26 protein-coding genes are annotated in these 24,575 nt (G+C 66.4%); 16 read left to right on the top strand and 10 right to left on the bottom strand.

Features of this window, described 5'->3' with window-relative positions:
- Positions 1-297 precede the first annotated feature (297 nt).
- The 9 genes from ACVIJ6_RS14300 to ACVIJ6_RS14260 all read left to right on the top strand — a co-directional run bounded on the left by ACVIJ6_RS14300 (position 298) and on the right by ACVIJ6_RS14260 (position 8,126).
- Positions 298-1,773, top strand: a complete 1,476-nt coding sequence (locus ACVIJ6_RS14300) for an amidase (RefSeq protein ID WP_456773203.1) — start codon at positions 298-300, stop codon at positions 1,771-1,773.
- A 114-nt stretch (positions 1,774-1,887) separates the two neighbouring features.
- Entirely contained in the window at positions 1,888-2,652 is a 765-nt protein-coding gene (locus tag ACVIJ6_RS14295; RefSeq protein WP_456773202.1) for an SDR family NAD(P)-dependent oxidoreductase, read from the top strand.
- A gap of 6 nt (positions 2,653-2,658) precedes the next feature.
- Positions 2,659-2,838, top strand: coding sequence for a DUF2256 domain-containing protein (locus ACVIJ6_RS14290; RefSeq protein WP_456773201.1), 180 nt, complete (start codon positions 2,659-2,661; stop codon positions 2,836-2,838).
- A gap of 4 nt (positions 2,839-2,842) precedes the next feature.
- Positions 2,843-3,295 carry a DUF3429 domain-containing protein gene (locus tag ACVIJ6_RS14285; protein ID WP_456773200.1) on the top strand — a complete coding sequence of 151 codons (453 nt, stop codon included), beginning with the start codon at positions 2,843-2,845 and terminating at the stop codon, positions 3,293-3,295.
- Positions 3,296-3,357: 62 nt separating this feature from the next.
- Positions 3,358-4,107 carry an aspartate/glutamate racemase family protein gene (locus ACVIJ6_RS14280; protein ID WP_456773199.1) on the top strand — a complete coding sequence of 250 codons (750 nt, stop codon included), beginning with the start codon at positions 3,358-3,360 and terminating at the stop codon, positions 4,105-4,107.
- 176 nt (positions 4,108-4,283) lie between these two features.
- Positions 4,284-5,369 carry an ABC transporter ATP-binding protein gene (locus ACVIJ6_RS14275; RefSeq protein WP_456773198.1) on the top strand — a complete coding sequence of 362 codons (1,086 nt, stop codon included), beginning with the start codon at positions 4,284-4,286 and terminating at the stop codon, positions 5,367-5,369.
- A gap of 24 nt (positions 5,370-5,393) precedes the next feature.
- Positions 5,394-6,440, top strand: a complete 1,047-nt coding sequence (locus tag ACVIJ6_RS14270) for a polyamine ABC transporter substrate-binding protein (protein WP_456773197.1) — start codon at positions 5,394-5,396, stop codon at positions 6,438-6,440.
- 4 nt (positions 6,441-6,444) lie between these two features.
- Positions 6,445-7,314, top strand: a complete 870-nt coding sequence (locus ACVIJ6_RS14265) for an ABC transporter permease (RefSeq protein WP_456773196.1) — start codon at positions 6,445-6,447, stop codon at positions 7,312-7,314.
- The gene (locus ACVIJ6_RS14260; RefSeq protein ID WP_456773195.1) at positions 7,311-8,126 is read left to right on the top strand and encodes an ABC transporter permease; all 816 of its coding nucleotides are present in this window, start codon (positions 7,311-7,313) and stop codon (positions 8,124-8,126) included. Before ACVIJ6_RS14265 ends, ACVIJ6_RS14260 begins: the two co-directional genes overlap by 4 nt.
- A 202-nt stretch (positions 8,127-8,328) precedes the next feature.
- Here the strand turns inward: ACVIJ6_RS14260 and ACVIJ6_RS14255 are convergent, their stop codons facing one another.
- On the bottom strand, positions 8,329-8,670 hold the full coding sequence (locus tag ACVIJ6_RS14255) for a hydroxyisourate hydrolase (RefSeq protein ID WP_456773194.1): 342 nt from the start codon (positions 8,668-8,670) through the stop codon (positions 8,329-8,331).
- Positions 8,671-8,699: 29 nt separating this feature from the next.
- On the opposite strand from ACVIJ6_RS14255, the gene ACVIJ6_RS14250 reads away from it, so the two are divergent.
- Positions 8,700-9,893, top strand: a complete 1,194-nt coding sequence (locus ACVIJ6_RS14250) for an MFS transporter (protein WP_456773193.1) — start codon at positions 8,700-8,702, stop codon at positions 9,891-9,893.
- Positions 9,880-11,265, top strand: coding sequence for an amidase (locus tag ACVIJ6_RS14245; protein ID WP_456773192.1), 1,386 nt, complete (start codon positions 9,880-9,882; stop codon positions 11,263-11,265). The genes ACVIJ6_RS14250 and ACVIJ6_RS14245 overlap by 14 nt, the downstream gene beginning before the upstream one ends.
- Here ACVIJ6_RS14245 and puuE read toward each other — a convergent pair.
- From puuE to ACVIJ6_RS14230, 3 genes are all read right to left on the bottom strand, one after another.
- Complete coding sequence (gene puuE / locus ACVIJ6_RS14240) at positions 11,225-12,652, bottom strand: allantoinase PuuE (protein WP_456773191.1); 1,428 nt, start codon at positions 12,650-12,652, stop codon at positions 11,225-11,227. The genes ACVIJ6_RS14245 and puuE overlap by 41 nt on opposite strands.
- Positions 12,653-12,657: 5 nt before the next feature.
- The gene (uraH, locus tag ACVIJ6_RS14235) at positions 12,658-13,014 is read right to left on the bottom strand and encodes a hydroxyisourate hydrolase (protein ID WP_456773190.1); all 357 of its coding nucleotides are present in this window, start codon (positions 13,012-13,014) and stop codon (positions 12,658-12,660) included.
- 91 nt (positions 13,015-13,105) lie between these two features.
- Positions 13,106-13,999, bottom strand: coding sequence for a LysR substrate-binding domain-containing protein (locus tag ACVIJ6_RS14230; protein ID WP_456773189.1), 894 nt, complete (start codon positions 13,997-13,999; stop codon positions 13,106-13,108).
- Positions 14,000-14,150: 151 nt separating this feature from the next.
- Between ACVIJ6_RS14230 and ACVIJ6_RS14225 the strand changes: the two genes are divergently transcribed.
- From ACVIJ6_RS14225 to ACVIJ6_RS14215, 3 genes are all read left to right on the top strand, one after another.
- Complete coding sequence (locus ACVIJ6_RS14225; protein WP_456773188.1) at positions 14,151-15,089, top strand: ring-cleaving dioxygenase; 939 nt, start codon at positions 14,151-14,153, stop codon at positions 15,087-15,089.
- A complete protein-coding gene (locus tag ACVIJ6_RS14220; protein ID WP_456773187.1) occupies positions 15,086-15,718 on the top strand; it encodes an alpha/beta hydrolase in 633 nt (210 codons plus the stop codon). Before ACVIJ6_RS14225 ends, ACVIJ6_RS14220 begins: the two co-directional genes overlap by 4 nt.
- A gap of 113 nt (positions 15,719-15,831) precedes the next feature.
- Entirely contained in the window at positions 15,832-17,034 is a 1,203-nt protein-coding gene (locus ACVIJ6_RS14215) for an amidohydrolase family protein (protein WP_456773186.1), read from the top strand.
- A 71-nt stretch (positions 17,035-17,105) separates the two neighbouring features.
- On the opposite strand, the gene ACVIJ6_RS14210 is transcribed toward ACVIJ6_RS14215, so the two are convergent.
- Positions 17,106-17,987, bottom strand: coding sequence for a LysR family transcriptional regulator (locus tag ACVIJ6_RS14210; protein WP_456773185.1), 882 nt, complete (start codon positions 17,985-17,987; stop codon positions 17,106-17,108).
- A 108-nt stretch (positions 17,988-18,095) separates the two neighbouring features.
- On the opposite strand from ACVIJ6_RS14210, the gene ACVIJ6_RS14205 reads away from it, so the two are divergent.
- Positions 18,096-18,515, top strand: coding sequence for a CidA/LrgA family protein (locus tag ACVIJ6_RS14205; RefSeq protein ID WP_456773184.1), 420 nt, complete (start codon positions 18,096-18,098; stop codon positions 18,513-18,515).
- The gene (locus ACVIJ6_RS14200; protein WP_456773183.1) at positions 18,490-19,200 is read left to right on the top strand and encodes an LrgB family protein; all 711 of its coding nucleotides are present in this window, start codon (positions 18,490-18,492) and stop codon (positions 19,198-19,200) included. Before ACVIJ6_RS14205 ends, ACVIJ6_RS14200 begins: the two co-directional genes overlap by 26 nt.
- A 10-nt stretch (positions 19,201-19,210) precedes the next feature.
- Here the strand turns inward: ACVIJ6_RS14200 and ACVIJ6_RS14195 are convergent, their stop codons facing one another.
- The 5 genes from ACVIJ6_RS14195 to ACVIJ6_RS14175 form a co-directional block, all read right to left on the bottom strand.
- Positions 19,211-20,041, bottom strand: a complete 831-nt coding sequence (locus ACVIJ6_RS14195; RefSeq protein WP_456773182.1) for a type 1 glutamine amidotransferase — start codon at positions 20,039-20,041, stop codon at positions 19,211-19,213.
- Between the two features lie 36 nt (positions 20,042-20,077).
- Positions 20,078-20,872 carry a hypothetical protein gene (locus tag ACVIJ6_RS14190; protein WP_456773181.1) on the bottom strand — a complete coding sequence of 265 codons (795 nt, stop codon included), beginning with the start codon at positions 20,870-20,872 and terminating at the stop codon, positions 20,078-20,080.
- A 218-nt stretch (positions 20,873-21,090) separates the two neighbouring features.
- The gene (locus tag ACVIJ6_RS14185) at positions 21,091-21,945 is read right to left on the bottom strand and encodes a dienelactone hydrolase family protein (protein ID WP_456773180.1); all 855 of its coding nucleotides are present in this window, start codon (positions 21,943-21,945) and stop codon (positions 21,091-21,093) included.
- Between the two features lie 70 nt (positions 21,946-22,015).
- A complete protein-coding gene (locus ACVIJ6_RS14180) occupies positions 22,016-22,549 on the bottom strand; it encodes a hypothetical protein (RefSeq protein WP_456773179.1) in 534 nt (177 codons plus the stop codon).
- 29 nt (positions 22,550-22,578) lie between these two features.
- Positions 22,579-24,558, bottom strand: coding sequence for an SPFH domain-containing protein (locus tag ACVIJ6_RS14175; protein ID WP_456773178.1), 1,980 nt, complete (start codon positions 24,556-24,558; stop codon positions 22,579-22,581).
- Positions 24,559-24,575: the final 17 nt, after the last annotated feature.

Below are 24,575 nucleotides of genomic sequence, written 5' to 3'. Positions count from 1 at the left end.
GCCGATCCAATCGCCTCGATGCTCATGCGAACGTCCCGTGCCGCGCTCCCTGGCCTGCCCTGTTAGCCGCCAAAGCTTAAGTCCCGCTTTCCGGAACGGCGCTCGCGTCAGTCTTCGTTAACGCCGGCGAAACGGCGGTAAGCCGTGCCGCATGACGAGACCGTATGAACCGCATGCAGGTCGATTGATTGACTTGGTGCCTTCGGCCACTAAGGTTCGCGCCGCCGGACAATATAAACTGCGCGGATCGCGGCCCGGCGAGGCCATGATGATCGCGGCGCGAAGGATCGGACAGCAATGACTTTGGTGATGAGCTGGGACGAGTGGGCCCGGCATGATGGCATGGCGCTCGCGGCCCGCGTAAGAAGCGGCGAGCTGACCGCCGCGGAACTTGCGCGGCAGGCCGCCGAGGGGATTGCCAAGGTCGATCCGAAACTGTGCGGCGTCGTTGAAGTGTTCGCCGACGCAATCGAGGATCCGATCAAGGCCGGTGCCAATGTACAGGGGCCGTTTGCCGGCCTGCCGTTCCTGATGAAGGATCTCGGCCCGACCATGGCGGGCCGGCTGCAGGAGCAAGGCTCGCTGTTCATGCGCGGCAACCGTCCCGTCGCCGACACGCACCTCACATCGAAGATGCGCAAGGCCGGTCTCAATTTGATGGGCCGCACCACGACGCCGGAATTCGGCGTCTGCAGCTCGGCGGAGAACCCGGCCGTCTATGTCACGCGCAATCCCTGGAACACCGACTACACGACCTGCGGCTCGTCCGCCGGCAGTGCGGCGATGGTCGCGGCGGGCGTGGTGCCGATCGCGCATGCCACCGATGGCGGCGGCTCGATCCGCATTCCGGCCGGCGTCAACGGCAATATCGGCCTGAAAGTCTCGCGCGGCGTGTTCTCGATCGCGCCGCATCTGTCCGATCTCACCGGGCTGGTCTCGATCCAGGGCTGCCAGTCGCGCAGCGTGCGCGACACCGCCGCTTTCGTCGATCACTGCCGCGGCGGCGCGCCGGGCGAATTCATGCCGTATTGGACCACGCCGGAGCCCTATGTCGAGCTGATCAAGCGCGATCCCGGCAAGCTCCGAATCGCGCTGTCGCACCAATGGGGCGACTACCGCGCCACGCCGCATATCGCGGCCGAGCTGGAGCGTGTCGGCAAATTCCTCGAAGGGCTCGGCCATCACGTCGGATATGCGCTGCCCGAGGTCGATTATCGCGCCGCCTTCGCGGCGCAGACCACCTGCTACATCTCGAACTTCGCGATCGTCATCAGCAACCTGCTGGCACAGCGCAAGCTCGAGCGGCCCCCGGCCGAGCAGATCGAGCCGATCAACATCCGCATCTGGGAAGCCGGCCGCGGCACCAGCTTCGCCGAACGGGCGGAGATGCAGGTGGTGTTCAACACCACCTCGCGCGCCTTCGGCGCGTTCTTCGAGGACTGGGACATCATCCTCACCCCGATCACCGCGCTGCCGACACCGAAGATCGGCACCACCGAATATCTGACCATCAGCGACAATCCTGACGTGCTCGACTGGTTCGAGAATCTGTGGCGCAACTTTGCGTTCACGCCGCTCGCCAATCTCTGCGGTATCCCGGCGATCTCGCTGCCGCTCGCGACCAACGAACATGGCCTGCCGCTCGGCATCCAGGCGATCGGCAAGCAGGCCGATGACGGCCTGCTGCTGCAGCTCGCTGCCCAAATCGAGCGCGCGATCGACGGCAAATGGAACGCCGGTGCGACCCCGGCGGTGCATGTCACCAAAGGATAACTAAGCGTTCCTCCTTTTGCGCGAGGCGATGATCCGATCTCGCCGGTGAATCGTTGGTGACAATGGGCGGTGCTTGGCCGAGCCCAGCGCCGCACGTGACCAGCGAGGATGGACGTGGCCGATCAGCTGACAGCGAGCCGTGACGGTGCTGCAGGGCACGACGCGCCCCGGCCCACCGTCCGGCTGGAGTCCTTCCCGCGCGGCGGCGTGGCCGCCGTGTTCGGGGCCACCGGCGGCATCGGCGCAGCGCTCGGCGCGGCACTGACCGACAGCGGCCGGTTCACCAGCGTGCTCGGCTTCAGCCGCAGCGGCGACCTCGGCTTCGATCTCACCGACGAGGCGAGCGTCGCAACAGCGGCGGAGACGCTGGCGACCTCCGGCGACATCCGCCTCGTCATCATCGCGACCGGCATGCTTTACGAGGGCACAGCGCTGCCCGAGAAGAGCTGGCGCGAGCTCGATGCCGAGCGCCTCGCCCGCGCCTTCGCCATCAACGCCATCGGGCCGGCGCTGCTGCTGAAGCATCTGCTGCCGCGACTGCCCCGCACGGGCAAGGCTATGGTCGCGGCGCTGTCGGCGCGGGTCGGCTCGATCGGCGACAACCGGCTCGGCGGCTGGTACAGCTATCGCGCCTCGAAGGCGGCGCTGAACCAGCTCGTGCATTGCGCGGCGATCGAGCTCACCCGCCGCGCGCCCGAAGCAGCCTGCGTCGCACTGCATCCCGGCACCGTCGCCACGCGGCTGTCGGCACCGTTCGCCGCGGCGTCGGGCATCGCACCGGTCGAGGCGGCGCGGCACCTGCTCGGCGTCATCGACCGGCTCGCCGCCAAGGACTCCGGCGGCTTCTATGACTGGCGCGGCACGCCGGTCCCGTGGTGAGGCGTCATGCCGAGGATGCGGCGCAAGGCTGACCTGCCGACCAAGATCTGCGCCGCCTGCGGCCGGCCTTTCGCTTGGCGGCGCAAATGGGCGCGTGACTGGGACGAGGTGAAATACTGCTCCCTCCGCTGCCGGTCCGAGCGCGGCCGAAGTGCCTCCCTGACCGCCACGCCCCGAGGACATTAGCCCCATGTTGTCCAGCATTCCCGCACCGATGCGCAGCCTTGGCTTGGCGGGACTGATCCCGTTCATCGGCCTCGCAGCTGTCGTGATCGCCGGCGACGACAGCCTGCGCGCAGCAGCCTTGCGCGCGCAGATCGGCTATGGCGCGGTCATTGTGAGCTTCCTGGGGGCGCTCCATTGGGGCGTCGCGGTGCAGACGCCGGCGCTGGCGACTTGGCCGCGGATGAGCTGGGGCGTGACGCCGTCTCTGCTCGGCTGGGTCGCGCTGCTGCTGCCACCGCTGCCTGCGCTGGTGCTGCTCACGGCCGCGCTGCTGGCAGCGTTGGTCTTCGACGAATTCAACTTCGACAGCAACGCCTCCAACGCTTGGTTTATCAGGCTGCGGCGGCTGCTCAGCATCGGCGCGATGCTCGCTCTGCTCGCGACCTTGATCGAGGTCGCTCTCAGAACCGTGCCCTGACGGCCACCGCTGGACAAGGCCGCAATCCGTCGGGCAAGCTCGCTCTTCCCTCGCGAGGCGCCATGAACATCCTGCTGCTCAATCCCAACATCCGCACCGACATCACCGATCTGATGCTGCAGGTCGGCCGCGACGCCGCCGCGCCCGGCACCAACCTGATCCCCTGCACGGCGCCGCGCGGCGTGCCCTATATCGCAACCCGCGCCGAAGCGCAGATCGGCGGGGCCGTTGCGCTGGAAATGCTCGCGGAGCGTAACGGCAGCATCGATGCCGCGATCATCGCCGCCTTCGGCGATCCCGGCCTGTTCGCCGCGCGCGAGCTATTCGACGTGCCCGTCATCGGGCTCGCCGAAGCGGCGATGCTGACGGCCTGCATGGCAGGCCGTCGCTTCGCGATCGTCACCTTCGCACAGGCACTCGGCCCCTGGTACGACGAGTGCGTGCGCATGCACGGGCTGATGGAGCGCTGCGCCGGCATTCGCATGCTCGAGGGCAGCTTCAAGCAGATCTCCGACGTGCAGCACGAGAAGGAGGAGCTGCTGGTCGAGTTGGCGCTGCGCGCGGTCGAGGAGAACGAGGCCGACGTGCTGATCTTTGCCGGTGCGCCACTCTCCGGACTTGCCGCCCGCGTCGCGCATCGTATTCCGGTGCCGGTGATCGATCAGGTGATTGCCGCGGTGAAGCAGGCCGAGGCGCTGCTGGCGCTAAAGATGCGCAAGGCCACCGCAGGCACGTTTCGGCGGCCGGCCGCGAAGCCGACGGTTGGATTGGCCGAGGCGCTGGCCGCGCGGCTGGAGCATCGCGACGGTTAGTTGAAGTGTGTGAGACAGCCAGCCACGGGCTGAGAGCGGCCATCTGGAAGGGATTTTAAGCTCTATGGCCGGCACATTCAGATACCGGCCGCATCACTCTTTGTACACAAAGCGCCTCCGCTGCCTGAAAAGACGGCACGCTTCTTGCTTTTTCCAATCAGTTGAGCAGGAAGCCCATGGCCAGCGTATCGGAAGCCAAGTCGCTCGTTCTGGATCGGATCACGCACCGTTTCGCCAGCGGCACGATGGCCGTGTCCGACATCAATCTCGATGTGAAAGGCGGCGAGATCATCGCCCTGCTCGGGCCGTCCGGCTGCGGCAAGACCACCTTGCTGCGCATCATTGCCGGCTTCATCGGCCAGAGCGAAGGACGCGTGATCATCGGCAATGACGTCGTCGATTCGCTGCCGCCCAATCGCCGCGCCGTCGGTATCGTGTTCCAGAACTACGCGCTGTTCCCGCATCTCTCGATCTCCGAGAATGTCGGCTATGGCCTCGCCGCGCGCGGCATCGACAAGGCGACGCGCAACAAGGAAGCGCAGCGGCTGCTCGACATGGTACAGCTTGGCTCTTTCGGCGAGCGGCTGCCACGGCAATTATCAGGCGGCCAGCAGCAGCGCGTGGCGCTGGCGCGCGCACTCGCGATCAAGCCCTCGATCCTGCTGCTCGACGAGCCGTTCGCCGCCCTCGACAAGAATTTGCGACTGGACATGCAGATCGAGGTCAAGCGGCTGCAGCGCATGGCCGGGACGACCACCCTGATCGTGACCCACGACCAGGAGGAGGCGCTATCGATGGCCGATCGCGTCGCGGTGCTGAGCCACGGTCATCTCGAGCAGTTCGGCACGCCCAGCGAGATCTACGATCAGCCGCAGACGCTGTTCGTGAATACCTTCGTCGGGACCGCCAACAGGATGAAGGGCACGGTGATCGCGACCGGTACTGATGGCGTGAAGGTCGCGCTGGAGGCCGGCGGCGAGATCATCGCCCGCGCGCCCAAGCCAGTCCGTGCCTCAGACAAGGTCACCGTCTGCCTGCGTCCCGAGCATCTCACCTTCGTCAGCGACGACAGCGGCTTTGCCGGCGAGATCGGCATGGCGCTGCCGCTCGGCGCCACCGTCGTCCATGAGATCAAGGCCAAGGACGGATCGAGCATCAAGATTTCGCAGGCCCGCACCGGCGGCACGCCGTTGCGTGAGGCCGGCACGCCGGTGCGCGTCGCGCCGCTGGCCCCGGGGCTCGCCACCGTCTTTCCGGAATGACCAACCAACACATCGGAGTGAAACATGATGCTTGATCGCCGCCGGCTCCTCACCAGCGCCTTGACGCTGGGAGCCATGCACGCGTTCCCGGGCCTGAGCCTCGCGCAGGCCCGGCCGCTGGTATTCGCGACCTTCACCGGCAGCTGGGAGGAGGCGCACAAGGCGGTGCTGGTGCCGGCGTTCCGCAAGGCCAATGCCGATGCGGCCATCGTGCTCGATCCGATGCTGTCGGTCGACCAGATCGCCAAGGTCAACGCCGCCAAGGCCAATCCGCCGATCGACGTCATGCTGCACGATCCCGGTCCGGCGCTGGTCGCGATCGGCCAGGACCTGGTCGATCCGTTCCCGGCCGACAAGAGCACGTACTTCAAGGATCTGATTCCGGAAGCGCAGGACGCGATGGGCCCCGCCCCGTTCTTCCAGGTCGTCGGCCTTACCTACAATCCGGAGACTGTGAAGACGCCGCCGACGTCATGGGCGGATCTGTGGAAGCCGGAATTCAAGGGCAAGGTCGGCATCACCAATCTGAACTCCACGCTCGGCACCGGCTGGCTGGTCGAGATCGCGCGCATGCGCGGCGGCTCCGAGTCCAATGTCGATGAAGGCTTCAAGGCGCTCGAAGAGTTGAAGCCGAATCTCGCCGCGGTCGCCGCCAATCCCGGCGCGCTGGCGACATTGTTTCAGCAGGGCCAGATCGACATCTCGCCCGGCAATTTCAACGCCATCCAGATCCTGAAAGCGCGCGGCGTGCCGGTGGAGTTCGTGGCGCCGAAGGAAGGCGCCATCGCCTTCAAGACCACGATCCATATCGTGAAGAACTCGCCGAACAAGGAGCTCGCCTTCAAGCTGATCGAGGCGGCGCTGTCGCCGGAGGTCCAGACGGCGCTGATGAACCCACCCTATTTGATCGTGCCGACCAACACCAAGGTCGCGATGACCGGCGAGATCGCCAAGGTGCTGGCCAAGGACACCGCCGAGTTGAAGAAGAAGTTCGTGTTCCAGGACTGGAAGAAGATCAACGAGCAGCGCGCCTCCTGGATCGAGAAGTTCAACCGCGACATCAAGATCTGACGCGATGAAGAGCGCCACGACAGCACCTGGCGACGTGGCCAACTTCAGCCTGGGGCTCGCGCTGCCCTTGGGGTTGGCGTTCGCGATCTTCTTCGTGCTGCCGCTGGCGCAATTGTTCTATCTGTCGCTCCACAACGACACCGCGGCCACGGTGTGGGGGGTCGGCCAGTACATCAAGTTCCTGACCGATCCCTTCAGCCTTGCCGTGCTCGGCTCGACACTGCTGCTCGGCGCCGAGGTGACCTTGGCCTGCCTCGTGCTCGGCTATCCCATCGCCTGGCTCTATCAGCGCTCCGGCAGCCGGGTGCAGACCTTGATCATCATGATCGTGCTGCTGCCGCTGCTCACCAGCGTCGTCGTCCGCACCTTCGCCTGGATCGTGATCCTCGGACGACAGGGCATCATCAACTCGGTGCTGCAGTCGCTCGGCCTGATCGGCACGCCGCTGCGCATGATCTACACCCAGGGCGGACTGATCGCCGCGCTGGCGCAGGTGCAGATGCCGCTGATGGTGCTACCCTTGATCACCGCGATCGGCCGCATCGATCCCAACCTCTCCGACGCCTCGGCCTCGCTCGGCGCCGGCAGCTGGCGCACCTTCGTCAAGGTGATGCTGCCGCTGTCGATGCCCGGCATCATCGCCGGCTGCACCTTGACCTATGCCGCCGCGATCACCGCCTTCATCACGCAGTCCCTGGTCGGCGGCGGCCAGATGCTGTTCATGCCGATGTATCTCTATCAGCAGGCCTCGACATTGCAGAACTGGCCGTTCGCGGCTGCGATCTCGATCATCTTCCTGTTCGCGGTGCTCGCCATCGTCGCGCTGTTCTCGATGCTCGGGCGACGCGCCCGTGGCTATGGAGACGCCCGATGAGCGGCCGGCAGCGCAACTGGGAAGCGCTGAGCTTCCAGATCGTGATGACGGTCATCGCCGTGCTGGCGCTGATCCTGATCGTGTCGCCGTCGCTGGTCGTGGTGATCGTTTCCTTCACCTCTGGCTTCTCGCTGAAATTCCCGCCGCCGGGCTATTCGACCCGCTGGTACGTCGAATTGTGGAACGCCTGGCAGCTGCAATTCGCGGCGCGCAACAGCGTCGTCGTCGCACTGTGGTCGACGGGGCTGTCGATCGTGCTCGGCGTCGCCGCGGCGCTGGCGATCTCGCGATCCAAGGCGCTGACGGCAAAGCTCCTGGACTCGCTGTTCATGTCGCCGCTGGTGCTGCCGGCGCTGGCCTTCGGGCTTGCGGCGCTGATGTTCTTCTCGCTGATCGGCCTGCCGGTGTCGCTACTGACGCTGGTGATCGGCCACACCATCGTCTGCGTGCCCTATGTCGTGCGCAACACGGTCGCCGCGTTGGCGCAGTTGGAGCCGACCTTGCTGGAAAGCTCGGCGATCCTCGGCGCCTCTAGGCTCTACACATTCCGCCGGATCGTGCTGCCGCTGATCCGCCCCGGCATCATTTCGGGCGCGTTCATCGCCTTCATGTCGTCGTTCGACAACGTGCCGGTGTCGCTGTTCCTGCGCGACGCCGCCACCGACATGCTGCCGATCCGGATGTGGCAGGACCTCGAAGGCAAGCTCGACGTCACCATCGCCGCGCTGTCGAGTGTGCTGATCATCGCCACCATCGCGCTGATGGCGATCATGGAGCGCACCACGGGCCTGTCGAAACGGCTGACGGGGTGATCAGCGTGTCGGGCAGCGTGGGCCCCATGGTTCGAGACGCGCCGCGAGCGGCGCTCCTCACCATGAGGGTTTGACTCCGAAACCGGTGTGGCGCGTTCTCGATAAGCAACGTGCTGGTGGAACGGGTTTTGGTTCGCCAAGAACTCAGACCTCGTCCTGAGGAGCCTGCCGAAGGCGCGCGTCTCGAAGGACGGCCACGCTCTCAAGCGCCGCGGAAGATCGAATAGCCCCAGGGGGTGAATTTCAGCGGCAGGTGAAAATGCTCCTCGACCTTGTCGACCGCGAAGCGAAACGGCACTGTGGTCAGGAATGTCGTCTGAGCGTTGGCCCCGAAGAACTCGCCGATATGAAACAGCACCTCATACTCGCCGGCGGTGACGCCAACGCCCTTGACGACCGGCGCCTGCAAGGTGCCGTCGGCGCCGAGCGGGCCTTCGGCGAGCAGAGCCCGATCGGGCGCGACGCGCCAGATCGCGACCCGCAGTCCCAACGCCGGACGCCCATTCGCCACATCGACCGCATGAACCGAGATACCACCAGCCATCAGCCACTCCGCTATCAGGTTCTCGCGCCATGATAGACGCGAAGCCGACCGCGGCGCCAGCGCCGCGACTGAGGCCTGGCCTGGTCGCGATGACGGCGTTGCAGGCGCTGGTGTCGCTGGCGCTGTTCGCGCCGGGCACGGTGGCCCCGCGCGCCGGGCTCAGCGTCGAGGAGCTGTCGCTGTTTTCGACCGCGGCCTTTGCGGTCAGCCTCGTCTCATCATTCTGGGGCGGCACCTTGGTGCAGAAGGTCGGCTCACTCCGCGTCGCGGCGCTGTGCGCGGTCGCCGTCTGCGCGGGCATGTCGTTGGCGACGCTCGGCAATGGCTGGGCGCTGCTCGGGGCCGGGCTGGTGCTCGGACTTGCGGCCGGTCCGGAGACGCCGGCGAGCTCGGCGCTGCTCGGACGTCTGGTGTCGCCTGAGAAGCGTGCGATGGTGTTCTCGATCCGACAGACCGGCAGCCAGATCGGCGCGGTCATCGGCTCGCTGCTGCTGCCGCCGCTCGCGGTCGGCCTCGCGCCCAGCTCAGCCTATGCCGCCGTGATCGCCTGCGCGGTGATCGGCTTCATCAGCTTCGAGCGGCTACGCCCGGCCTACGCGGTCAAAATACCTGCCATGCCGAATCTCGGCCTGCGGCAGCGGCTGCAGCTCGTCAGCTCCGACCCGCGCATGGCATCGCTCGCGGTCGCCTCGATCCCGTTCAGTGGCATGCAGGTGATCCTCAACACCTGCTTCGTCAGCTTCGGCACGTCGGAGCTCGCGCTGAGCCATGTCGAGGCCGGCTGGGTGCTGGCCTCGGCGCAGGGCGCAGGGCTGATCGGGCGTCTGGGCTGGGGCGTCGTCGCGACGCGGCTGCGTTCGGCGCGCGCCGTGCTGGTCATGGCAGGCGTCGGAATGGCGGTGTGCGCGCTGCTGCTCGGGCTGTGGGGCGCCACGCTGAGCTGGCCGATCCTGCTCCTGCTCGCTTTCTTTTTCGGGCTCACGGCGAGCGGCTGGAACGGCGTGTTCATCGCCGAGATCGCCAACCTCGCCAAGCCCGGGCGCGTCGCCGAGTCCACCGGCGCCGTACTCACCGTCTCGTTTATCGGTCTGGTCGCAGCGCCGCCGCTCGTCGCCGTCCTGACGCCACGCGTCGGACTCGGCGGCAGCTTCGTTGCGCTCGGATTGACCGCGGCCGCAGGTGCGGCGGTGCTGCTGATGGAGCGATCTCATGCGCGCAACTGACATCGTGCGCGCCGTCACGGGGCGCCAGACGTCCGCGAGAGACGTGGCCGAGCAGGCGCTGGCGCGGATCGCCGCGGCACGCGATCTCAACGCCGTCGTCACGGTTGATCCTGAGCGGACGCGCGCCGAAGCCGGAGCTGTCGATGCGCGCATTGCCGCCGGAGCGCTGCTGCCGCTCGCCGGCGTGCCGGTCGTGGTCAAGGACAACATCTGGGTCGAGGGCTGGCGCATCACGCAAGGCTCGCGGCTGTTTGTTGATTTCACGGCGCCGGAAGATGCGACAGCCATCGCGCGACTGCGGCGGGCCGGCGCGGTCATCGTCGGCATCGGCGCGACATCCGAGTTTGCCTGCAAGGGTGTCACCACGTCGCTGCTGCATGGACCGACACGTCATCCGCTGGATCCGCAGCTCACGCCCGGCGGTTCCTCGGGCGGACCGGCGGCAGCTGTCGCGGCGGGCCTCGTCCCGATCGCGATCGGCACCGATGCGGGCGGCTCGAGCCGCCGACCACCCGCGCATGTCGGCGTGGTCGGCTTCAAGCCATCCTATGGCGCGATCCCCTACGGCCCTGGATTTGCCGAACCGTTCTGGCGCATCTCGGTGGTCGCCCCCATCGCCGCCGATGTTGGCGATGCCTGGCTTGCCTTCGAGGCGATGGCCGGCGCCGATCCGCGCGATCCGGACTCGTTCGACGTCTGCTCGGCGGTTGAAGGGAAGCGATTGCGCGTGGCGTTCTCGCCGCGGCTCGGGCTCGACGTCGCGGTCGATGACGATGTGAGCGCCGGACTGCGGCAGACGATCGATCGGCTCCGCGCCGGCGGCATGTCGATCGTCGACAAGGATCCGATCTGGCCTGCAGGGCTTGCCGAGGATGCAGTCATGCCGCTTCAGCATGCCGGGCTGGCGGCCCTCCATGGCGACGCCTTCCGCAGCGATCCCACACAATTCGATCCCGACATTGCCACGCAGATCGAGCGCGGCCTCGGCCTCAGCGGCGCCAACGTCGCTGGCGCGCTGGAGGCAAGCACGCGAATCGCGCGCGCTTTTGCAGCCGTGTTCACCGATGTCGATGTGCTGCTGACGCCGACCGTCCCCTGCGTCGCCTGGCCGTTCACGCAACTCGGCCCCGCCGAGATCGGCGGCCAACCGGCGTCGCCGCGCGCGCATGCGGTGTTCACGCCGTTCGCCAACCATGCCGGCGTACCGGCGATCTCGATTCCCTGCGGCAACAATGCGAACGGCCTGCCGTTCGGCCTGCAGCTGATCGCGGCGCGAGGCCGCGACCGAATGCTTCTGGATGCCGCTGCCCAGGCGGAGCGGCTGCTCTCGTTCAGCCCTGCTCGAACTTCCTCGCCAACCGCGCTCGCGTGATGTGGCCGATCTGGTCGATGGCGTTGGCGATCTCGGTGTCCAGGTCGTTGCTGATCCGCCGCTCCATTTCGGCGATGACCGAGGCGCGGTCGGCATGCAGCGCAAGCGCCACGATCAGCGGCATGCCGAACTTGTCGCGATAGCGGCGGTTGATGTCGGCGACGCGCTCGAACTCGGCCCGCGACAGCGACGTGAAGCCAAGCCGGCCCTGTTCGCCGATCGAGTCATTCGTCATCTCGCCCGCCAGCGCCTCGCGCCCTGCCAGTTCCGGATGAGCGCGAACCAGCTTCAGCTTCTCGTCGCGGCTCATGCCGCGCACCACGTCCATGAGCGTCGTATGCAGCGCGTCGGCGACATCGTCGAACGCCGACAGGCCGGCGAGATAGGCGCGCTCGGCGATCTCGGGCGAATGCTCGAAGATGTCGCCGTAACGCTCGACGAACAGCACGCGCGACATCTGCGACGGGCGCCACGCGCCATCCGGCGGATGTGTCTTGATCCAGTGCCGGGCGATGTCGAGCCGGGTCGCGACCCAGACCTTATCGTGGCTCATGATGTAATCGAGGAAGCGCGCTAGCGCGGCCGCGCGCCCGGGGCGGCCGACCAGGCGGCAATGCAGCCCGACCGACATCATGCGCGGCGCTTCCGCACCTTCGGCATAAAGCGTATCGAAACTGTCCTTCAGATAGGCGAAGAACTGGTCGCCCGAATTGAAGCCCTGCGGCGTGGCAAAGCGCATGTCATTGGCATCGAGCGTGTAGGGCACGATCAGCTGCGGGCCGTGCGGCCCCTGGATCCAATAAGGCAGCTCGTCGGCGTAGGAATCGGCGCTGTACAGGAAGCCCTGCTCGTTCAGGATAATGTCCAGCGTGTGCTCCGACGTGCGCCCCTGATAGAAGCCGAGCGGCCGCGCGCCAGTCAGCTCGGTATGGAGGCGGATCGCCTGATCGATATGGGCGCGCTCGTCAGCCTCAGTGAAATCGCGATAGTCGATCCATTTCAGGCCGTGCGAGGCGATCTCCCAGCCCGCTTCCTTCATCGCGGCTACGGCGTCCGGGTTGCGGGCCATAGCGGTGGCGATCGCGAACACGGTGACCGGCAGCTTGCGCGCGGTGAACATCCGCCACAGGCGCCAGAAGCCGGCGCGCGCGCCGAACTCATAGATCGACTCCATGTTCATATGGCGCTGCCCGGGCCAGGGCGCCGCGCCGACGATCTCCGACAGGAACGCTTCCGAGGCGGCGTCGCCGTGCAGGATATTGTTCTCGCCGCCCTCCTCGTAATTGATCACGAACTGCACGGCGATGCGGGCATCGCCCGGCCAGCGCGGATGCGGCGGCGTGCGGCCATAGCCGACCATGTCGCGCGGATAGACGTCAGCACTCATCTGTGTCAGCTCCCGCGATAGGTCGAGTAGCTCCAGGGCGTCGCAAGCAGCGGCACGTGGTAGTGCGCGCTTGCATCAGCGACGGCGAAGCGGAGCGGGATCAGGTCGAGGAACAGCGGATCATCCGCGGCGAGGCCATGGGCCTTGAAATAGGCGCCCATGTGGAAGGTCAGCATATAGGTGCCGCTGGCGAGCTCGTCACCGGCCAGCACCGGCTGATCGGTCCGCCCATCGGCATTGGTCCGGACCTGCTTGATGCGGCGCCAGGAGCCATCCGGCTCCAGCCTGTCGAGGTCAATCGCGACGTCGGCGGCAGGCTTGCCCCTCGCCGTGTCCAGAATATGCGTGCTCAGCCGCCCCATGCGTATGTCCTTCTGCAATTCATCCGAAGATTATCAGCCGCCGGTTAAAGCTTCGAGGCGATTTGACGCTCACGAGACGCCTATCGGCTGGTCAGCCCGCCTCTTTGCCGAAGCGCTCGACCAGGAAGTCGATGAACAGCCGCACCTTCACCGACAGGTGCCGTGTCGGAGGATAGATCGCATAAAGCGCGAGCGGCGGCGCGGTGTAGTCGGCCAGGATCGCGGTCAGTGCGCCGCTCTCGAGCGCGTCTGCGGCGATGAAGCGTGGAATCAACGCGATGCCCTGCCCCTTGATGGCGACGTCGCGCAGCACTTCGGCATTGTTGACGCATAACGACCAGGCCGGCTGAACCCAATGGTCTCCGTCGGGGCCGGTGAGCTTCCACTGGTTGCCGGTCAGCAGGAAGCCATAGGTGAGCGAGGTATGGCGGCGAAGCTGCTCCGGGCAGGCAGGCGTGCCATGCTGCGCCACATAAGCGGGCGCGGCACAGATCACCCGCTCCACCGGCATGATCTTGCGCGCAACCAGGCTCGACGATTCCAGCTCGGCGATCCGCAACGTGACGTCGAAGCCGTCCTGCACCGGATCCAGCAGGTCGTCGCTGAGCACGATCTGCAGCTGCAGCTCGGGATAGCGCAGCATGAATTCGGCGACGACCGGTCCAAGCCGCATGGTGCCGAACGACATCGGCGCGTTGACCCGGAGCAGCCCGCGCGGCGCCGCCTGCGACTGGCTGACGGCTTGATCCGCGGCATCGAGCTCAGCCAGGATCGCGACCGCCCGCTCGAAATAAAGCTGGCCCGCCTCGGTGGGGCTGGCGTGACGCGTGGTGCGAACGATCAGCTGCACGCCGAGGCTCGCCTCCAGCTCGCCGATATATTTGGAGATCGCCGAGCGCGACAGCCGGAGCTGCCGACCGGCCTCGGCGAAACTGCCGCTCTCAACCACCTTCACAAAGGCCCGCAGGCTGCTGAGCTTGTCCATCGTCCCGGACCGTCATTGTCGCCAAATCGTAGACAGAGACGTCACAAAAGCACGGATTGTCTCCAAATCAAAGCCGACCGATATTGCTGTCCAAGACTTCAACGCCCCTGACTTCAACGCCCCTGAAGGGCCTCATCGACAGGAGATCCCCATGCCCGGACTGCATCATGTTACCGCGATCGCCGGCGATCCGATCCGCAATTTCGGCTTCTACACCCGCGATCTCGGCCTGCGCTTCGTCAAGAAGACGGTCAATTTCGACGATCCCGGGACCTACCATTTCTATTACGGCGACGAGACCGGACGCCCCGGCACCATCCTGACCTTCTTCCCCTGGGCCGGCGTGCGACCCGGCCGCCGCGGCGTCGGCGAAACGCATCAGACCGCGTTCCGGGTGCCGCAGCGCTCGCTCGGCTATTGGACGCAGCGGCTCACCGAAAAGGGCATTGCCTATGAGGCGCTGGAGAAGCGCTTCGGTGAATCCGTGCTGCCCTTCACCGATCCCGACGGCATGGCTCTGGCCTTGGTCGGCGTGCCCGGTGCGGAGGACGAGCCTGGTTACAGCAATGGCGACATTCCGGCCGAGCATGCCATCCGCGGCTTTCATGGTGTGACCCTGCTGCTCGACTCCGCCGAGAAGACCGCGGCCGTGCTCACCGACGTGTTCGGCTTTGCCGAGCAGGCCCGCGAAGGCGCGGTGATCCGCTTCAAAGCGCCGGGCGACACACAAGGCAGCGTGGTGGACATCTACGAAGCCAAGGGCTTTCTGCGCGGCGCGCAGGGCGCCGGCTCGGTGCACCATATCGCCTTCCGCGCGGCGGACGATGCCGCGCAGGGCGTGATGGCGCAGAGGCTGGTCGATCGCCACGGCCTGCATCCGACCGAGCAGAAGGACCGCAACTATTTCCGCTCGATCTATTTCCGTGAGCCGGGTGGCGTGCTGTTCGAGATCGCCACCGACGTTCCGGGCTTTGCGGTTGACGAGCCGGTCACCGAACTCGGACGCAATCTGAAGCTGCCCGCCTTCCTCGAATCGCATCGCAAGCAGATCGAGGGCGTGCTGCCCAACCTCGAGGAGGCCGCATCGTGACCGCCACATTGTCCTTCACACACCGCTTTCAGCCCGGAAGCGCGACCGGAGCAGCGCCGCTGCTGCTCCTGCACGGAACGGGTGGCGACGAGAACGACCTGCTGCCGCTCGGTGCCACGCTGTCGCCCGGCGCAGCGCTGCTGTCGCCGCGCGGCCAAGTGCTCGAGCACGGTATGCCGCGCTTCTTCCGCCGTCTGGCCGAAGGCGTGTTCGACGAGGACGACGTCCGCCGCCGGGCGCTGGAACTCGGCGAGTTCATCGGTAAAGCGCGTCGGCACTACGGCATCGCCGCGCCGGTCGCTGTCGGCTATTCCAACGGAGCCAACATCGCGGCCGCGCTGCTCCTGCTGCAGCAGCAGGCTCTGGCCGGCGCGGTGCTGTTCCGCGCCATGGTGCCGCTGAACCAGCCCCCGGCCGTCAAGCTGGCGCGCACGCCGGTCCTGATCTTGTCGGGCCTGACCGACCCGATCGTGCCCACCGCCAACGCGGCGAAGCTGTGCAACCAGCTTATCGATGCCGGTGCCGACGTCACCCACACGACGCTTCCGACCGGGCATCAGCTGTCGCAGGCGGACATCGCGCTCGCCCGCGACTGGATCGCCGGATTGCCGCAGGCGATGGCCGCCTGAAGCCGCTTGCGGCGCAGATCGATCCTGACCGACAATGCTCTCGTCGGCCATCGCATCAGCCGTCTTCAGGACGGCTGAAATGCTGTAGCCGATCGAGAGAAAGGATCTGCGCAATGGCCGTCGACAAGCTGTTCATCAATGCGCGGCTCGATCGGGGCGCACGCCACGCCATCGCGGTCGACAAGGGCCGCATCAGCGCTCTGCTCCCAGAGACCGAGCGCCCCGAGGCGCGCGAGGTGATCGATCTCGGTGGCGCGCTGGTGGTGCCGGGCTTCGTCGAGGGCCACATCCATCTCGACACCAGCTTCTATGGCGATGCCTGGAAGCCGCATAAGCCATGCACAGGCGGCTTCGACGTGCATGAGCGCGTCACCTTCCAGGCACAGAACATGGCTGCGGCGGCACCGATGGACGTGCGTGCCCGCAACCAGCTCGATCTGTGCATCGGCCATGGCACCACGCGCATGCGCAGCCATGTGATGGTCGACGGCTCCGTCGGGCTCAATTCCCTCGAAACCATCCTGCGTGTGCGCGACGACTATCGCGACCTGATCGAGATCCAGCTCGTGGCGTTTCCGCAGAGCGGCATCCTCAAGAGCCCCGGCACGCCGGATCTGCTCGACGAGGCGATCAGGCTCGGCGCGGATCTCGTCGGCGGACTCGATCCGGCGAGCTTCGACCGCGATGTCGAGAAGCATCTCGACGTCGTGTTCGGCGTCGCGCAGAAGCATGGCGTCGACGTCGACATCCATCTGCACGATTCGGGCATGCTCGGCCTGTTCGAGCTGGAGCAGATCGCGGCACGCACCCGCGTGCTGGGCATGCAGGGCCATGTCGCGGTCAGCCACGCCTATGCGCTCGGCGATCTCCCGGCAGATGCAATGAAGAGGATCGCTGATGTGCTGGCGACCTCGGGTGTTGCCATCATGACGAACGCGCCCGGCGCACGCCCGTTTCCGCCTGTCGCGCTGCTGCGCGCAGCCGGCGTCACCGTGTTCAGCGGCAATGACAACATCCGCGATTCCTGGTGGCCCTATGGCGACGGCGACCTGCTGAACCGCGCCATGATGGTCGGCTATCGCTCCGGCTTCTATGTGGACGATGAGTTGCGCATCGCCTTCGACCTCGTCACGGATGCGGGCGCTCAGGCCCTGCGCCTTGCGGAGTACGGCCTGAATGTCGGCGCCCGCGCCGACTTCGTCACGCTCGACGCGGCGCACGTTCCCGAGGCGGTGGTGGCCGTCCCGAAAGGACGCTCCGTCTACAAGGATGGCCGCCTGGTCGCGCGCGACGGCCGCCTCCTCCGGCCGCAGTGAGCGTCACTGCGCTGGTTCGGCCGGCGCCTGTGTGCGCGGCGGATCGGCGCGCGACATCGCCGCGCTGTCGCTCACGCCTCGCCGCGCTCGCGCACCAGTCTGAGCCAAGCCGCCGCCGCAGGCGACAGATAGGCGCCGCGGCGCCAAGCCATCGACAGGGTCCATTCCGTGCCCGGCTCGTCGAGCAGGACGAGACTGATCGGCACCTGCGTACGCTGGGTCGCAATCATGCGCGGGAGGAAGGCGATGCCGAGTCCGGCGCCGGCAAGCTCGGCGATGAAGTCGATCTGGGTGCTGCGCGCCGCCACGACTGGCTCGAAGCCGTTGCGACGACAGGCCTCGCGGATGATCCGGTTGAGCGCGAAGCCGGCTTCGAACAGCACGAACGGCATCTCGCGCAAATCAGCCAACGTGACGGCGTCACGCCGTGCCAGCGGGTGATCGACCGAGACCAGGGCCATCAGCGGCTCCCGCCGCACCACCTGGGCCGCGAACTCATCGGCGATCGGCGGCAGCAGGCCGGCGAAGTCGATTTCACCGGCAGCGAGCAGTTCGCCGAGGCGGTCGCTGCCGTGCTCGACCAGACGGATCTCGATATCGGGATAAAGCTGGCGATACAGCGCAAACAGCGGCGCGAACAGCGTGCTGGAGCCGATCGGCGGCAGGCCGAGCCGCAGCACGCCCCGCTTCAATCCCCTGAGTTCCTCAAGCTGCGCCTGCAGGTCGTCCCGTTCGGCAAGCAGCCGGATCGCGCGGCGATAGACGATCTCCCCGGCCGCGGTCATGCGGCTCTTATGGCCGAGCCGGTCCAGCAGGGGCAGACCGAGTTCGTCCTCAAGCTGCTTGACCGCCTTGCTGACGGTCGACTGGGTCGCAAAGACCACCTTGGCGGCCTGCGAGAAACCGCCTTGGCGGACGACCTCGACGAAAGTCTTGAGCGTTCTGAGTTCCATAATCCCACATTATTCCAATTCCGACTGAAGTTCAGTCAATCAATTCATTTTATACATGCTGCATTGCGACATATCTTTTGCTGCAACGGCTGATTTCGGAATCTCACTATGATGCGACGCAACATTCTTTTTCAGGCCCACCGCCTCCTCCGCCGCAACCGGCTGGTGCAGATTGGCCTGCTCGGGGCGTTCTGGGCCACGGGCGAGGCGGTCGCGCGGGCCACCGGCCTGCCACTGCCCGGCGGTATCATTGGCATGGTCCTTGCGTTCGCCTTGTTCCTCGCAGGGGGGCTCAAGGTGGCCAGCATGAAGCGGGGCGCCAACTGGCTGCTGGCCGAGATGCTGCTGTTCTTCGTGCCGGCGGTGCTGGCGCTGCTCGATCATCGCGAATTGTTCGGGCTGCTCGGCTTGAAGATCTTCGCTGTCATCGTCGTGAGCACCACCGCCGTGATGTGCGTGACAGCCCTCACCGTGGACCTCTGCTACCGTTGGACCGAGCATCATGACGCTGGCAGCGCTGTGGCGTGAGCCGCTCGTCCAGGCTGCGGTCTGGTCGCTGGCGACGATCCTGCTGTACCTGCTGGCCAAGCGGGTGCATCGGCGCTGGCCGCGCTGGTGGCTGATGCCGCTCGCTGTCGCGCCGGCGCTGCTGATGATCGCAGCACTCACGCTCAACGTCTCCTATCGCGACTACATCCGCGGCACGCATTGGCTGGTGGCGCTACTGGGCCCGGCGACCGTCGCCTTTGCCGTGCCGATCTATGAGCAGCGCGCGCTGATCCGCCGCCGCTGGCCGCTGCTGCTCGCCGGCATGGTAGCCGGCAGTCTCACCGCCGTCGCGACCAGCTGGGCATTGGCCTATGTGCTTGGCATTGACGGCGAGCTGCGGCTGAGCCTGCTGCCGCGCTCGATGAGCACGCCGTTCGCGATGGAAGTCTCCGGCGAGATCGGCGGCATTCCTGACCTGACCGCGGTGTTCGTCGTGCTCACCGGCATCATCGGCGCCGCTGTCGGCGACATCGTGCTGGCACGGCTGCCGCTGCGCTCGACGCTCGCCAGGGGCGCGCTGTTCGGCGTGGGCGCGCATGGCGCGGGAACAGCGCGCGCACACCAGATCGGACACGAGGAAGGGGCCATCGCGGGCCTCGTGATGGTGCTGGTCGGGCTGATGAACGTGGCGCTGGCGCCGCTCATCATCCAGTTCATGAAGTGAGCCGGCGCACTCAGCGCCGGTCGAGCGAGGCCAGCCAGTTCGCGATCTCGGCTTGGCGCAGCGCGTCGTCGGCCACATCCTGATCGAGCCCGAGCCGCCACAGGACGTCCCGCCTGCAGCGGTCGCGATGCAGGATCGCGAGATCAGCCGCGTAACGCTCGAGCTCGGCCAGATCGGCGAAGAAGCCTTCGTCGACCAGCGGCTGTCCGATGCGGCTGATCACCCAGGCCACGTCCTGGAAGCTGAACTCGGGATGATACTGCACGCCCCAGAAGCGGCCGCGCCCGCATCTGATCTCGGCGGCCTGTACCTCGCTCATGCCGTTGCGCGCCGTCACCGTCGCATCCGGCGGCAGTCGGGTGACGATATCGCTGTGGATGGCCGGTGCATCGAACACTCTGCCGCGCGCCGCATGCAGGGGATGAGCGCGGCCGGCTTCAGTCAGCGCGATCTTGCGCGCGAAACCGACCTCGCGGCCGGCAGGATTGAGCGACACCTCGCCGCCAGCCGCCACCGTGGCAAGCTGGAGGCCCCAGCACGAGCCGAACATCGGCACGCCCTGGGCGAAGATCGTGCGCACCAGCTCGATCTGGCGCAGCGCTTCCGGCTCGCGCTGATAGATGTTGAGCGCCGAACCGGTGATGACGATGCCCTGATAGGCATCGATCGGCCGCGGCAACTGCGCATCGGCGTCGGCTGGCGCGGCGATGTCGACCACCGCCTCCGGCGCCAGCGCGCGAAGCACGTCGGCATAGCTCTCAGATGGCGTATGTCCCGCGATCTCCGCCCAGCGGCGCCGGCCGGCCAGTGAGTTGCCTTCGAGGACGAGCAGTCTCAGCACGTTTTCGCTCTCCGAACGTTCATGAATGCGGCCGCCTCAGGGATTCAAGACACCGCGCAGGAATTGCGCCGTCCGCTCGCGCACCTCCGGCCGGTTCAGGATCGTATGCACGTCAGCATCGAGCACCATCACCTCCGCCTTCGGATCATCCTTCAGCGCCGCCGCGCAGGAGCCGGTGACGGCGCGGTCCTTGTTCCAGGGATTGGCAGCCGAGAAATAGGGATCGCGCGCCGAGATCGCATTCAGCACCGGCTCCTTCGGCCCGATGCCGAGTCGGGGCGCGGCGACGAAGTAATTGTCCTCACAGGACCAGGAATAGATCAGCCGGGCAGCGACGTCCTTGCCGGCGTAGCGGCCGACCGCCACCGCGCCCTCGCTGCTGCCGGCCAACACGGTCCGCTGCCGATCGACCCAGCTCCAGTCGCGCGACGCCTTCAACGCGTTCTCCAGTTCGGCCAGCCGCAACGCATGGACACGCTCATAGGTGTCGACATCGACCGGCGAGGTATAGGTCAGCCGGTCCGGGATCGCGAGGCTGTCGGGAGCGACCGAGGCGGCGCCGAGTTCGTCGGCCAGCCAGGCCTGAAACTCCTTGATCGCCGGCGCCACGCCGCTCGAGCCGTGCATCACGACCACCAGCGGTACGATGCCGATCACGTCGGGCGCATCCTCCGCATGACCTTCCCAGCGCCGCCCTCCCGCGAGCGAAGCCGGCAGAACGAGATTCGCCTTCGTCCAGGTCAGCGCGAGATTCTCCGGTGAGGGCTCCAGCACCGTGCCCTTGATCGTCCCCGGCGCGTCAGCCGCGAAAGACGCGGCAGAGAGCAGCATCGCAACGCCAGCGAGCAGAGAGCGGCAAGAGAACATGATCAGTCCAGACCTCGTGCGTTGAGCGCGCTCCGACAAATTCAGCGCCAGGAGGCCCCTCAATCCCACGGCATGGCTGCGGGCACAAGATGACGCCGGCGCGGGCTCCCCATGCAGGCCCGCCTGCCATGTGCAGCGGGTCACAGGGATCCAGCCTCACGCGATGAGGGCGTCGTTGACAATCATCTGCTCAAATGCGTCGAGAGAAAGTCGTGCATCTCTGCGACCGAGCGGCCGGCGGCATCGGCGTCATATTGCAGCCAGTGCCCGAAATTGGACCGGCCCGATGCCAGCCAGGGAAAATCGAAGGCGTGATAGGCGCCAGGATAGACCTCCAGCCTGACAAGAGCGCCCTGGTCCGGGCGCAGCGAAAGCCACTGCTCGCAATTCGCCGCGGGTGTCCAGTCATCCTTGTCGCCGATCAGGATGAGCGTCGGCACTTCGAGCCAACGCCCCGCGGAGCTGCACCGCGGATAGTAGGCGACCGCGACCTTGAAAGTCAGATCATCGGGCAGCTCGTAGATCTTGACGTCATGCTTGGAAACGAGCCGTAGCGTGACGATGCCGCCTTGCGATGAGCCGACCAGGCCGATGCGCGAGCGGTCGACGAACTGCAGCGACGCGAGATAAGTGAGCGCGCCCCAGGCATCGGCATTGCGATCCGGCATCGGGCGATCGCAGGCCTGCGCAAGTCCCCGCTGCCGGAAGCTGTCGACGGCCAGCACGACATAGCCCCACCCCGTCAACAAACGCGAGAAGTGCTGGCGGGCGCGATCACCGAGCCCGGCGCAGCCGTGCAGATAGACGATCGCTGCGAACGGACCGTCCCCCTCCGGCTTGGACAGATAGCCGTCGATCGTCTGGCCGGTCGCCACCACCATCTCGCCGCGCTCGAGCGCCAGACGCCGCTGGATTTGGCCAAGAACATAAGGCGCGGTGTCGAAGGTGACGTGCTGATCGGCCGTCTGAGCCGCCGCGCCTTGGATCAGCGACACGACAGTCAGCAGACACGCGACGATCCATTTCGACCCTTGCATGGCACACGGCCCTCGCGAGTTGCGGCGCCAGCATGATCCAAACGGCCTCCGGAATCCAGCGCGGTGCGCTTCATCTCACACGTGAACTGCGACGGTAATACGCGCGACGGCGCTGCGTCGGCAGGTCCCGAACGATGTCAGCGCAGGCGTTCGGACGTGCCGCCGACGCGAGAGACGAGCCGCAATCGCGAACCAGACGCAGCCGCGGCTCGCCCGCGGCCTCTCTCCTCACCGAATGACTGTCGGCAACGTCCCGGCTCTCTGTCGGCAGCAGCACCTGCAGCATCGTCCTCAGGCTCCTGAGCACCGCCGCAATGGCCCGTGAGGGATACGCCCAGCGCAACCGCCGCGGCGAACGCTGCAAGCGGTCCGCGAGCCCGGCTGGGCGTCCAGTGCGCACCCGACGGCCGCGCGGGCTGGCCGCCGATGGGCCGTCATCGGCTGGCAGCATCACTCGAAACGGTTCCTCCAACGGACCGGTCACGATCAGCAATTTGCGCATGCGTCTCACCTTGATCTCATGGCAGCCGAGGCATCGGCCGCGTTCGATCCGACCATGGCGCACGAGCGGTGACGGCAAGCTGTTGTCCGATGTCAGCGACATGTCAGCTCGCCGTCCCACTTCGTTCCGTCTTACTGACGCGCAGTGCGCGGTGCCTCGCGCTTCAATTGCTCCAGCGCCTCCGGCATCATGCGGCCGAACATTGAGCTCAGCATCGCCGTCGGGATCAACCCCGAACTGCCGCTCTCTTGTCCCGGCCCGCCCGACATCAGGAATTGCGGCACCAGCGGCTGGTTGATCCGGGTCAGCGCCTCCGCGAACTTGGCGAAGTTCTGCTCGGCCAGCCGGAACTCCGGCCCGCCATAGGCATCGACGGCCAGCTTGGTCGCCTGCGCATTGGCCGCGCCAACCGCCAGCGCGCGATCGGCCTCGCCCTGGCCTTCCAGCCGCGATTGCTCGCCGACGGCGGCTGCCGTCACCTTGCGCGTCTCGGCATCCTTTTGCGCACGGGCGAGCGCAGCCGCGCCCTCGTTCTCATTGACGCGGATCTGGATCAGCGACTGGGTCAGCGCGGCCTGGGCCGCCGCGGTCGCCTTCGCTTCGTTCAAGGTGCGCTCCTGGATCGCGGCCTTCTCCTGTTCCTGGAAGGTCTCGACCTGCTCGCGTGCGACCTGGCGCATGCGCAGCTGGATCAGGATGTTCTCGATGGTCTGATCGCCTGGCGCGGCGCGCGGCGTGCCGATCAGCACCTCCTGCAGCTCAAGCGAATAGCCTTCGAACTTCACCTTCATCTCGGCCGCCGACTCCTCCTGGATCGCAGCCCGGTTCTGCAGCAATTCGATCAGGGTCATCTTCTGCGCGACGTTCTTGAAGAACGCGCTGACCATCGGATCGAGCGTCTGCTCGACCAGCTTCTTCACGTCACCGAAGCGCTGAATGATCATCGGCGCCTTCTTGTAGTCGATATGCATGACGACCGAGAGCGGCAAAGTCGGCTCGAACGCATCCTTGGTGATCAGCGAGATCTCCGACAGGTTTTCATCGAGCTTCATCGCGCCGACCTCGCCGCGCACCCATTTCAGGATGAAGTTGACGGTCGGAATGATCTCGATCTTGCCGGCATAGGTGTTGAACGCGTATTTGCCCGGCAGCAGCGGATCCTTCCAGACGCCGCGGCCGCCATTGCCGACCAGCTCGCCATGGCGATACTGCTCGCCGGACACGTCAGCCATGCGCGGGCCGGTGTAGAAGATCACGACGCCGACATTGCCGACCGGGATGATGGTCTTCGGCACGTTCTCCACGGTGGCGAACAGCCGGTTGATGTACCATGTGCCCTCGACGATGACCTGCAGCTGACGGCCGCGATGACCGCCGGCGGCGAGAAATTTCTCGGGCTCCTGGAAGTTGTTGTGAAAGGTAGCGGCGTCACGAAGTTCGGTGCCGACCTCGGGCGCGATGATCTCGCCGGAAGGCAACGACGGGCCGTCATGGACGGTGACGATGCCGACCATGTCATGATCGGCCGCCAGGATGACAGGGGTGAAGCCCCAACGCTCGGCGATGGTCAGTTGCATCGCGTCGAGCACGACACGCTCCTGCTCGCTCAGGGCATGGCCATAGACGCGCTCGTCGGTGATGATGGCGAACTGCGTGGTGTTAATCGCATAGGTGCCCTCGCGCAGGATCTTGCGCTGCGGGCCCTTCTGGCCGCCGGCGCGCAGAAAGCGACGCGCATCCTGGAAGTCGCTTTTGTCATCGCTGTCGTTGGCGCCGAGCACCTGCGAGGCGCCGAGCGGCGCGCCGTCACGGGCAAAGACATAGGCGATCTTGCCCTGGCCGACGGTGACGAGGTCGGAGCGATGGATACGGTACATGAAGGGGAAGAACAGGTGCAGGCCGCCGCGCAGCACTTCCGGTTCGAAGCCGGCCTCGCCGTTCAGCGCGATGAAGCCGTCGGCGACCGAGCCGCGGAGGCTCCACAGCTTCTCGACAATGCCGACCTGGTTGTTGGGGATGTAGCGGATGACGTTGGAAAGTTTCAGCAACGCAAGCAGCGCAATGATCGCCCCGGCCGCAAGGGCCGGCTGGATCAGAGTGGTGATGTCCATGAGGGATCTCCAAGTCG

It is taken from the genome of Bradyrhizobium sp. USDA 4369, assembly GCF_054056435.1.
The sequence above is the reverse complement of the archived record's forward strand: the minus strand, read 5'-3'. Positions and strand labels throughout refer to the sequence as shown.